Annotated in this window: 11 protein-coding genes; 6 read left to right on the forward strand and 5 right to left on the reverse strand. The window is 68.1% G+C overall.

Annotation, left to right across the window (positions count from 1 at the left end; genetic code table 11):
* The first annotated feature begins 150 nt into the window (after positions 1-150).
* Positions 151-804 (forward strand): molybdopterin adenylyltransferase, encoded by a 654-nt coding sequence (mog, locus tag AC1DO7_RS35705; RefSeq protein WP_441613096.1) that lies wholly within the window; start codon positions 151-153, stop codon positions 802-804.
* Between the two features lie 11 nt (positions 805-815).
* Here mog and AC1DO7_RS35710 read toward each other — a convergent pair whose 3' ends face one another.
* Together AC1DO7_RS35710 and orn are read right to left on the reverse strand one after the other, a co-directional pair.
* Positions 816-1,697 carry an AEC family transporter gene (locus tag AC1DO7_RS35710; protein ID WP_441613097.1) on the reverse strand — a complete coding sequence of 294 codons (882 nt, stop codon included), beginning with the start codon at positions 1,695-1,697 and terminating at the stop codon, positions 816-818.
* Positions 1,698-1,765: 68 nt separating this feature from the next.
* Complete coding sequence (orn, locus tag AC1DO7_RS35715) at positions 1,766-2,410, reverse strand: oligoribonuclease (protein WP_441613098.1); 645 nt, start codon at positions 2,408-2,410, stop codon at positions 1,766-1,768.
* 159 nt (positions 2,411-2,569) lie between these two features.
* Here orn and AC1DO7_RS35720 point away from each other — a divergent pair, with 159 nt between their 5' ends.
* Genes AC1DO7_RS35720 through AC1DO7_RS35730 form a run of 3 tightly spaced genes read left to right on the forward strand, consistent with a single transcriptional unit; the run spans position 2,570 to position 5,150 of the window.
* On the forward strand, positions 2,570-3,817 hold the full coding sequence (locus AC1DO7_RS35720; protein WP_441613099.1) for a M48 family metallopeptidase: 1,248 nt from the start codon (positions 2,570-2,572) through the stop codon (positions 3,815-3,817).
* Positions 3,814-4,806, forward strand: a complete 993-nt coding sequence (gene rsgA, locus AC1DO7_RS35725) for a ribosome small subunit-dependent GTPase A (RefSeq protein ID WP_441613100.1) — start codon at positions 3,814-3,816, stop codon at positions 4,804-4,806. The genes AC1DO7_RS35720 and rsgA overlap by 4 nt, the downstream gene beginning before the upstream one ends.
* Before the next feature lie 35 nt (positions 4,807-4,841).
* Complete coding sequence (locus AC1DO7_RS35730; RefSeq protein WP_441613102.1) at positions 4,842-5,150, forward strand: putative signal transducing protein; 309 nt, start codon at positions 4,842-4,844, stop codon at positions 5,148-5,150.
* 16 nt (positions 5,151-5,166) lie between these two features.
* On the opposite strand, the gene AC1DO7_RS35735 is transcribed toward AC1DO7_RS35730, so the two are convergent.
* Entirely contained in the window at positions 5,167-6,159 is a 993-nt protein-coding gene (locus tag AC1DO7_RS35735; RefSeq protein ID WP_477117198.1) for a CobD/CbiB family protein, read from the reverse strand.
* Between the two features lie 167 nt (positions 6,160-6,326).
* Positions 6,327-7,025 (reverse strand): pirin family protein, encoded by a 699-nt coding sequence (locus tag AC1DO7_RS35740; RefSeq protein ID WP_441613104.1) that lies wholly within the window; start codon positions 7,023-7,025, stop codon positions 6,327-6,329.
* A gap of 140 nt (positions 7,026-7,165) precedes the next feature.
* Here AC1DO7_RS35740 and AC1DO7_RS35745 point away from each other — a divergent pair, with 140 nt between their 5' ends.
* Positions 7,166-8,089, forward strand: coding sequence for a LysR family transcriptional regulator (locus AC1DO7_RS35745; RefSeq protein WP_441613105.1), 924 nt, complete (start codon positions 7,166-7,168; stop codon positions 8,087-8,089).
* Positions 8,090-8,128: 39 nt separating this feature from the next.
* Positions 8,129-9,037: a tRNA glutamyl-Q(34) synthetase GluQRS gene (gene gluQRS / locus AC1DO7_RS35750; protein ID WP_441613106.1), complete on the forward strand. Its 909-nt coding sequence runs from the start codon at positions 8,129-8,131 to the stop codon at positions 9,035-9,037.
* Positions 9,038-9,101: 64 nt separating this feature from the next.
* Here the strand turns inward: gluQRS and AC1DO7_RS35755 are convergent.
* On the reverse strand, positions 9,102-10,238 hold a 1,137-nt coding region (locus AC1DO7_RS35755), incomplete at its 5' end, for a DEAD/DEAH box helicase (protein WP_477117199.1).

Raw genomic sequence — 10,238 nt, forward strand, 5'->3', positions numbered from 1 at the left:
AACGCGAACTGAGCAAGCCGCCGCGCTATTTCCGCGAGTTGTTCCAGGCGGTCTAGAGTGCGCTGGACGGCACCCAGGCAGCCGCCGGCGAAGCCGAGCCACTGCCGGACGGCGAAGCCAGCGACGAATGACCGCAAACCCGGAGCCAAGATGACGCAGACCACCACCCCCGCGACGACCCATCCCGTGGCCCGCAAGCATCCGGACGAACTGGTGGTCGGCTTCGTCTCGATCTCCGACCGCGCCTCGGCCGGCACCTACCAGGACGAAGGCATCCCGGCGCTGCGGGACTGGTTCGGCCGCGCCCTGACCTCGCCCTGGCAGGCCGTCGAACGGCTGGTGCCCGACGAGCAGGCGCTGATCTCGCGCACGCTGATCGAACTGGTCGACGTGGCCGGCTGCGACCTGGTGCTGACCACCGGCGGCACCGGTCCGGCGCGCCGCGATGTCACGCCGGAAGCCACGCTGGCTGTCGGCACCAAGGAAATGCCCGGCTTTGGCGAACAGATGCGCCAGATCAGCCTGCATTTCGTGCCGACCGCGATCCTGTCGCGCCAGGTGGCGGTGATCCGCGAGACCGCCAGCCGCGCCGCGCTGATCATCAACCTGCCGGGGCAACCGCGCGCCATCCGCGAAACGCTCGAAGGCCTGCGCTCTGACGATGGCAAGACCATCGTGCAGGGCATCTTTGCCGCCGTGCCCTATTGCGTGGACCTGATCGGCGGACCGTACATCGAATCCGACGAGGCGGTGGCCAGGATATGGCGGCCCAAGCAGGCCATCCGCGCCAGGCCCGCGGCCTGAGCGGCCAGGCTTCAGCGCAGCCCGAGGTAGAGCCCCAGCGGCACGAACACCACCGCGCCGACATTGCCCAGCAGCACGATCGAAGCCACCTGGTCGGGCTCCTGGCGGAAGTGGTCGGCCACCAGGAAGTTGAGCACCGCGGGCGGCAGCGACGCGAACACGAACAGCAGCCCGCGCTGGAGCTGGGTGAGCGGCACCACCTGCGCCAGCAGCAAGGCACACGCAATGCCTGTCAGCGGGCATACCGCGGCGCCGATCGCGCCCATGGTCCAGTTGCGCAGGTTCACGTCCTTCATGCGCACCCCGAGCGCGAACAGCATCAGGGGCACGGTAGCGTCGCCCAGCAGCTTGACCGATTGCAGCACCGGCTCGGGCAACGCGAACCACGGCCGCGCCAGCGACAACCCCACCCCCGCCACGGTCGCCAGCACCATCGGGTTGCGCGCGATCTGCGCCACCCGCGCATGGCGGTTGACGATCTTCATGCCGATGGTGAAGTGCATCAGGTTGGAGGCGGCGAACAGCGCCACCGCCGGCGCCAGCCCGACCTGCCCGAAGGCGAATACCGACAGCGGCAGGCCCATGTTGCCGCAGTTGTTGAACATCATCGGCGGCACGAAGGTGCGCGGGTCAGCCCGCAGCAGGCGCGCACCGAGCCATGCGAGCACACCGGAACCCAGCACCACGGCCACCGCGCAGCCAAGCAGCTCGAACTGGTCGGCCAGCACGAAATCCTTGCTGACGAAGGCCGAGACCACCAGCAACGGCGCGATCACGTCCAGCGTGGCGCGGTTGATGCCCGCCATGTCGGGATGCGCGCGCCGCCCGTACAGCCAGCCCACCAGGATGATCAGGATGACCGGGGTGATGATCGAGACGATGCGCGCGAACATGAAAGGTGGCTGCGGTAATTAACAAGGCGCCCCGCGAGGCGCCTCGTGAGTGGCGTGGAATGCTCGTATCAGGCCGCCGGGGCGGACGGCGCCACGGGCGCATCGGCGGCCACAGCCGCGGCGGGCGCCGGATGGCGGATGAAATGCGTGCGGTAGTAGCGCAGCTCTTCCACCGATTCCAGGATGTCGGCCAGGGCCGTGTGCAGCTGGCGCTTGACGAAGCCCTTGTGGATGGCCGGCTCCCAGCGCTTGCACAGCTCCTTCAGGGTAGACACATCGAGGTTGCGGTAGTGGAAGAACGCCTCCAGCTTGGGCATGTAGCGCGCCATGAAGCGGCGGTCCTGGCAGATCGAGTTGCCGCACATGGGCGACTTGCCAGCCGGCACCCAGCGCTTGACGAAGGCCAGCAGCTCGGTCTCGGCCTGGGCTTCGCTCAGGGTCGATGCCTTGACCTTGTCGATCAGGCCGGAGCGGCCATGGGTGCCCTTGTTCCAGTTGTCCATGCCGTCGAGCACGGCGTCTTCCTGGTGGATCACCAGCACCGGGCCTTCGGCCAGGATATTGAGTTCCGAATCGGTCACCACGATCGCGATCTCGATGATGCGGTCCTGGTCCGGCATCAGGCCGGTCATCTCCATGTCGAGCCAGATCAGGTTGTTTTCGCTCTTGACGGATTTGGCGCCGGCGCCGGCGTGCGTGTTTTGGCTGGTCATCTGGACTGCAATCGAAGGAGAAGCAAGAAGGGGCGCACCCGGGCCCGGACGATGAACACGGGGCGCCAGGCGCGAACAACTTATAATTCTCGCATATCCGCCGCCGCGGCCGGCCTTCGGCCCTGCACGGCAACGGTTCACACGACAAGGCCCCGCCCGATGTTCACGTTTCTGTTCCTCGCCGCCCTGATGCTGATGGTGCTGACCAAGCTCTGGCTGGCAGCCCGCCAGGTGCGCCATGTGGCGCAACACCGTCACGCGGTGCCCGGCCGCTTTGCCGACACCATCACGCTGGCTTCGCACCAGAAGGCAGCCGACTACACCATCGCGCGCACCCGCTTGTCGATGCTGGAAGTGCTGGCCGGCGCCGCGCTGCTGATCGTCCTGACCATGCTGGGCGGGCTGCAGTGGATCAACCAGTTCTGGCTGGACACCTTCGGCCCGGGCTATGCCTACAGCGTCGCGCTGATCGCCAGCGTGGCCGTGGTCGGCGGCCTGGTCGACCTGCCCTTCTCGGTCTATGGGCAGTTTGTCATCGAACAGCGCTTCGGCTTCAACCGCATGAGCTGGCAGCTTTACCTCGTCGACCTGGTCAAGATGACCGCGGTCGGCTGCGCGCTCGGCCTGCCCCTGCTGCTGGCCGTGCTCTGGCTGATGGAGCATATGGGCCAATACTGGTGGGCCTGGACCTGGCTCACCTGGATCGCATTCACCGTGTTCGTGCAGATGATCGCGCCGTCGGTGATCATGCCGCTGTTCAACCGCTTCGAGCCGCTGGCCAATGCCTCGCTGGAGGCGCGCATCACGCGCCTGCTGCAAAAGTGCGGCTTCCGCAGCCGCGGCCTGTTCGTGATGGACGGCAGCAAGCGCAGCGCGCACGGCAACGCCTACTTCACCGGCTTCGGCGCCGCCAAGCGCATCGTCTTCTTCGATACGCTGATGGAGCGCCTGGCGGACGACGAGATCGAAGCGGTGCTGGCGCACGAGCTCGGCCATTTCAAGCGCCGTCATATCCTCAAGGGCATGGTGGTCAGCTTCGCGCTGAGCCTGGCCTTCCTGGCCGCGCTGGGCTGGCTGGCCAGCCGCACCTGGTTCTACACGGGCCTGGGCGTGCTGCCCAACCTCGGCACCAGCAACCATGCGCTGGCGCTGGTGCTGTTCTTCCTGACGTTGCCGGTGTTTACGTTCCTGCTCGGGCCGCTGGCCAGCCAGACCTCGCGCCGCCACGAATTCGAAGCGGATGCCTTTGCCGCGGGACAGACCGACGCCGGCCACCTGATCTCGGCGCTGGTCAAGCTGTACAAGGACAACGCCTCGACCCTGACCCCCGATCCGCTCTACAGCGCCTTCTACTACTCGCATCCGCCCGCGGCACAGCGGATCGACCGCCTGCTGGCGCACGCATGAGCCGCGCCGCCAGAGGGGGCCAGCAGCGCGCCGCAAGCGCTGCCAAGGGCAATGGTGCAGCCACGGAAGAAGCGCTGGTCGTCGCCGCGCACGGCCGCCACTATGTGATCGAACTGGGCGACGGCAGCCGCCTGCACGCCTTTCCGCGCGGCAAGCGCAGCGAGTGCGCCGTGGGCGACCGCGTCAATATCGAGTACGCCTCCGCGGACCAGTGCGTCATCACCAGCGTCAAGCCGCGCAAGAACCTGCTGCACCGCTCGGACCAGTTCAAGTCCAAGCTGCTGGCCGCCAATATCGACCAGGTGGTGATCGTGCTGGCGACCGAGCCGGGTTTCTCGGAAGACCTGCTCGGGCGCGCGCTGGTATCGGCCGAAGCGCTGGAAATCCGGCCGCTGATCGTGCTCAACAAGGTCGACCTGACCGCGCGCCTCGACGAAGCCCGCAGCCGGCTCGCGCCCTACCAGGCGCTGGGCTACGAGATCCTCTACATGTCCGTGCACGGTGCGCCGGAAGACGCGCTGGCGCAGTTGCGCCCGCGCCTGGCGCAGCGCGCCAGCATCCTGATCGGCCAGTCCGGCATGGGCAAGTCCTCGATGCTGAACCTGCTGATCCCGGGCGTCGAAGCGCAGACGCGGGAGATCTCGGCCAAGCTGGATTCGGGCAAGCACACCACCACGTTCACGCGGCTCTACCACCTGCCGGCAAGCGTGGATAGCGATGCCGACCATGGCGAGCGCCAGCGCGGCTGCCTGATCGACTCGCCCGGCTTCCAGGAATTCGGCCTGCATCATCTCAGCGAGGGCATGCTCGAGCGCGCCTTCCCCGAGTTCCGGGCGCGCCTGACCGAGTGCCGTTTCTACAACTGCCACCACATCAACGAGCCCGGCTGCGGCGTGCTGGCGGCCATCGAGGCAGGCGAGATCTCGGAACGCCGCCATCAGCTCTACACGCAGCTGCTGCACGAATCCCGCCAGCAAAAGCCGTGGTAAGGTGATCGGGCGCCCACCCGGCGCGCCCGATCCTCATGAAACTACTGCTCTCCACCCCTTCGCTCGTGCATGCGGCGCATTGCCAGAACCTGCTGGAAGCCGCCGGCATCCGCGCTGACCTGCGCAATACCTGGCTGGTCGGCGCGATGGGCGACATTCCGTTCCGCGAAAGCGCGCCCCAGGTCTGGCTGATCGACGACGAGATGGAAGCCCAGGCATGGGCGGTCTTGCGCGCGGCCGCCAACCCGCCCTCCGGGCCAGGCTGGCAGTGCTTGTCCTGCGGGGAATGGCACGAGGCGCAGTTCGGCTCGTGCTGGCAATGCGGGGCGCCGCGCCAGGGCTAGCCTGGCGCCTGGCGCTTCAGCCCACCCACAGCGCCAGCGACAGCATCGCCAGCAGCAGCATCCACAGCACCACGGCTCGCCACACCAGGCCGATGGCCGATTGCAGCGTGCGCACGCCGGGTTCCGCGCCGAACTCGGGCGCGACCGGCTCGGGCTCGCTGTCGCCCTCCATGCCCGGCGCATAGTCCACCGCCGGGCCGGCCACGATGGTGCGCAGCACCACGGCGGAGTCGGCCTCCGCCAGYGGCACGCCGAGGCGTACGCCGAGCGCGCCGCCGCCGCTGGCCAGCAAGATGCCGTTGACCGCGTCGTTCCACTTGCGCGCATGGTTGCGCCACGCGTAGACCGCGTCTTCGAAGTTACCGACGATGGCAAAGCCCACCGCGGTCAGCCGCGAGGGAATCCAGTCCAGCAGATAGAAGGCACGCGCGGCAAAGCGACCGAGCGCGGGACTGCGCTCAGTGGAAGGCAGGTTCCAGTGGCGCGCCAGGTATTCGGTGATCCGGTACAGCACTACCCCGCCCGGGCCGATCRGCACCAGGAACCAGAAGAACACGCCGAACACATGGCGGTGGACCGCCACGATGGCGGCCTCGAGCGTGTGGCGCACGATCTCGGTGACCGGCATTTCCACGGTATCGAGCCCGGTCCACTGGTGCAGCAGCGCGCGGGCGCGCGGCAGGTCGTCGCGGTTGAGGGCTTCGTGGATGTCGGTGAAGAAGTGGCTGAACTGCCGGAATCCGAGCGTCAGGTAGAGCAGCAGGACATTCCAGGCGAGCGTGAGCGCCACGCTGATCGAAGCCAGCAGGTAGTGCACCACCATGGCCGTGAGCGTCAGCGGCAACACCACCGTGAACCAGGCCAGCGCGGCATCGCGCGGACGGCCTGTGTCGAACGCGTGTTCGGCCCGCTCGGCGAGCACGCGCACGATGTCGTAGATCGGATTGTTGCGGCCCAGGGCGCGGAACTGCTCGGCGATCAGCGCGAGGAGAACGGATACAAAAGTCATCTCTGGTCTGGGGGTCGATGGCCGGAGCGCGCCGGAAGCGGCAAGTGCCGGCCCGTGCGCTTATCTATAGCGAGAAGATAGCACACGCCAAACCCGCCAAGACAAAGCCCCGCAGACCGCCGGTGCGCCGGCGGGCTGCGGGGCTTGCCAGGACCGCCGCGGGCGCCTCAGGGCAGGTCGAAGACCAGCACTTCCGCGTTGTCTCCACCGGACAGGGCCACGGCGTCCACGCCTTCGATCTTCGCGGCGTCGCCGGCTTCGAGCGCCTTGCCGTTGATATTGACGCGGCCGCGCGCCACATGCACGTAGGCGCGCCGTTGCGGGGCGAGCGCGAGCGTGGCGGACTCGTCACCGTCGAACAACCCGGCGTACAGGCGCAGGTCCTGGTGGATCACCACCGAGCCTTCGGCGCCGTCGCGGCTGCCCACCAGGCGCAGGCGTCCGCGCTTGTCGGCGGCTTCGAAACGCCGCTCCTCGTAGCCGGGCTCGAGATTCGCCGCCTCCGGCAGGATCCAGATCTGCAGGAAGTGCGTGGTGTCGTGCGCCGCGTGGTTGTACTCCGAATGGCGCACGCCGGTGCCGGCGCTCATGCGCTGCACATCGCCCGGACGGATCACGCTGCCGTTGCCCATGCTGTCCTTGTGGGCCAGTTCGCCCTCCAGCACATAGCTGATGATCTCCATGTCGCGGTGACCGTGCGTGCCGAAACCCATGCCTGGCGCGACGCGGTCTTCGTTGATCACACGCAGCGGCCCGTACTGGACGTGGCCGGCATCGTAGTAGTCCGCGAAGGAAAAGCTGTGGTAAGACTTGAGCCAGCCATGATCAGCGTATCCGCGTTCACCCGCCTTTCTGATTTCAATCATTTTGACGGCCCTCCTTCAGGCCACATCGGCACAGAGACTGAGTCCTGGCCTTGCGCTACGTTTCGATACTAGGCAGTTTATGGGCGCAGGAGTATATTAAGCGGGACGATCTTCGTAGCAATCATTCAGAATTTCTGAACATGGCCCTCTCTCTCGAATCCCTGGAAGTCCTCGATGCCATCGAGCGCAAAGGCAGCTTTGCCGCAGCCGCCCACGAGATGGGCAAAGTGCCGTCGGCGCTGACCTATGTGGTGCGCAAGCTGGAAGAAGACCTCGACGTGCTGCTGTTCGACCGCCGCCGCCACCGCGCCGAGCTCACGCCCGCCGGACGCGCCCTGCTSGACGAAGGCCGCCACCTGCTSCACGCSGCCGACGACCTSGCGCGSCGCGTCAAGCGSCTSGCCACSGGCTGGGAAGCCACGCTGACCATCGTGGTGGACGACCTCATCAATTTCCGCGCGCTGCTGCCGGTGATCCAGGATTTCTATGCCGAGAACACCGCCACCCGGCTGCGCTTCGCCAAGGAAGTGCTGGGTGGCGCCTGGGACGCGCTGGTCAGCAACCGCGCCGACCTGGTGATCGGCGGCGCCTACGACGCGCCGAGCACGCAGGGCTTCCAGGTAAGGCCGATGGGCACCATGCCCTTCGTCTTCGCGGTGGCCGCGCATCACCCGCTGGCCACCGAGCCCGGCCCGCTCACCACCATCCAGATTGCCAAGCACCGCATCGTGGCCGTCGGCGACACCTCGCGCAACCTGCCTGCCCGCACCCACGGCGTGCTGGCCGGGCAGGACGTGCTGGTGGTGCCCACCATGCGCGACAAGCTCGAGGCGCAGATCCGCGGCCTGGGCTGCGGCTGGCTGCCGGCGCCGATGGCGCAGCCTTTCATCGAGAGCGGCGTGTTGCAGGCGCGCGAGACGCTCGAGGTGCGCGCGCCCGGCAATTTCAAGGTGGCCTGGCGCACCAGCACGCGCGGCAAGGCGCTGCAATGGTGGGCCAGCAAGCTCGAAGACCCGCGCCTGGTGCAGGCATTGCTGCAACAGCAGCCGGGGCAGCCCGACTGACACCGGCTGCGGTATCGATGATGTTCCGATGAAGTCCAGATGACGTCCCACGCCCCGGCCCCCGGTTATTGCGGCCGCTTTGCCCCCTCGCCCACCGGCCCGCTGCACATGGGCTCGCTGGTCACCGCGCTGGCCAGCTGGCTCGATGCGCGCGCGCACCGCGGCCGCTGGCTGGTGCGCGTCGAAGACATCGACTATCCGCGCTGCGTGCGCGGCGCAGACCAGCAGATCCTGCATACGCTGGAACGCCTCGGCCTGCATCCGGACGCGCCGCCGCAGTGGCAAAGCCGCCACGAGGCGTCATATGCCGATGCACTGCGCCGGCTCGATGCCGGCCACCAGACCTACCCCTGCGGCTGCTCGCGCAAGGAAATCGCCGACTCGCTGCTGCATGCGCGCGAGCGCCACCAGACGCTCGGCTATCCGGGTACCTGCCGCGACGGCCTGCACGGCAAGCTGCCGCGCGCCTGGCGCGTGCGGGTGCCGGATGGCGACGCGGCGCTGATCTGCTTCGACGACCGCTGGCAAGGCCGGCAATGCCAGAACCTCGCGACCGAGGTCGGCGATTTCGTGCTGCGCCGTGCCGACGGCCTGTGGGCCTACCAGCTCGCGGTGGTGGTGGATGACGGGCAGCAAGGCATCACGCATATCGTGCGCGGCGCCGACCTGCTCGATTCCACGCCGCGGCAGATTCACCTGCAGCACCTGCTCGGCCTGCCTACGCCGTCATACCTGCACGTGCCGGTGGTCACCAACGAGATCGGGGAGAAACTCAGCAAGCAGAGCGGCGCGGAATCGGTCGATGCACTGGAGCCGCTGGCGGCATTGCGCGCGGCGGGCGCCCACCTCGGCCTGGCGAGCGGAGCGGATTCGATGCAGGGCTGGCTGGCGGAGGCTACCGCCGGGTGGGAAGCGCTGCTCGAACGGCAGCGCAGGGGACAACGCTAGCTTTCCCGGCGCCCGCGCGCGCGGGCATCGCCGGATGCGGCGCGCCAGGCGCGCCGTCGACAGGTCAGGACTTCCTGGGCACGCCACCCAGCAGCGCCGCCAGCGGGCGCTTGGGCGCGGGCCGGCCGCGACCGAACGCGGCGGCGTGGTCGGCGGCTTCCGGCTGCACGGACGCGGCACCGCCGCTGGGCTCGTAGGGACGCGAGAAGAAAGGATCGTCGGAAGGACGGAAGGCATTGCGCGAGCTGACGGGATCGTGCCTGCGCGGACGCGGCTCTTCTTCCGTGCCGGGGCGGCTGCGGCGCACATCGGTGCGGGCGCGGCGGCGCTCGCTTTCTTCGGCGCGCGCATTGGCGCCGGTGGGGTCGAACCCTTCCAGCGCGCTGCGCGGGATGCTGCGCTTGAGCAGCTTCTCGATATCCACCAGCAGGCGCTCGTCGCTCGGCACGTAGATCGACAGCGCATCGCCGGTGGCGCCGGCGCGGCCGGTACGGCCGATGCGGTGCACGTAGTCCTCGGCGCTGAACGGCAGGTCGAAGTTGATCACGCAGGGCATGTCGGGAATGTCCAGGCCGCGCGCCGCCACGTCGGTGGCGACCAGCGCGTCGATCGCGCCCTGCTTGAAGCCGTCGAGCGTCTGCATGCGCTCGGTCTGGGTCTTGTCGCCATGGATGGCGGCCGCGTTGATGCCTTCGCGCTCGAGATGGCGGGCCAGGCGCGAGCAGCCGATCTTGCTGTTGACGAAGACGATGCACTGGCGCGACAGCCCTTCGCCGGCGCGCTTCTTCAGCAGGTGCACGACGGCGGCCTGCTTGTGGCCGTCCTCGACCTGGAACACGGCCTGGCGCACGTTCTCGTTGGCCGAGTTGCTGCGCGCGACTTCGATGGTGACCGGCTGGCGCAGGTAGCTCGAGGCGAGACGCTTGATCTCGGTGGAGAACGTGGCGGAGAACAGCAGCGTCTGGCGCTGTGCCGGCAGCAGGTTGATGATGCGCTGCAGGTCGGGCAGGAAGCCCATGTCGAGCATGCGGTCGGCCTCGTCCAGCACCAGCATCTGCACCTGCGACAGGTTCACCGATTTCTGCTGCACGTGGTCAAGCAGCCGGCCCGGGGTGGCCACCAGGATCTCGACGCCGCGGCGCAGGGCTTCGGTCTGCGGGTTCATGTCGACGCCGCCGAACACCACCGTGCTGCGCAGGTC

The sequence above is a fragment of the Cupriavidus sp. 05N40 genome, assembly GCF_056397305.1.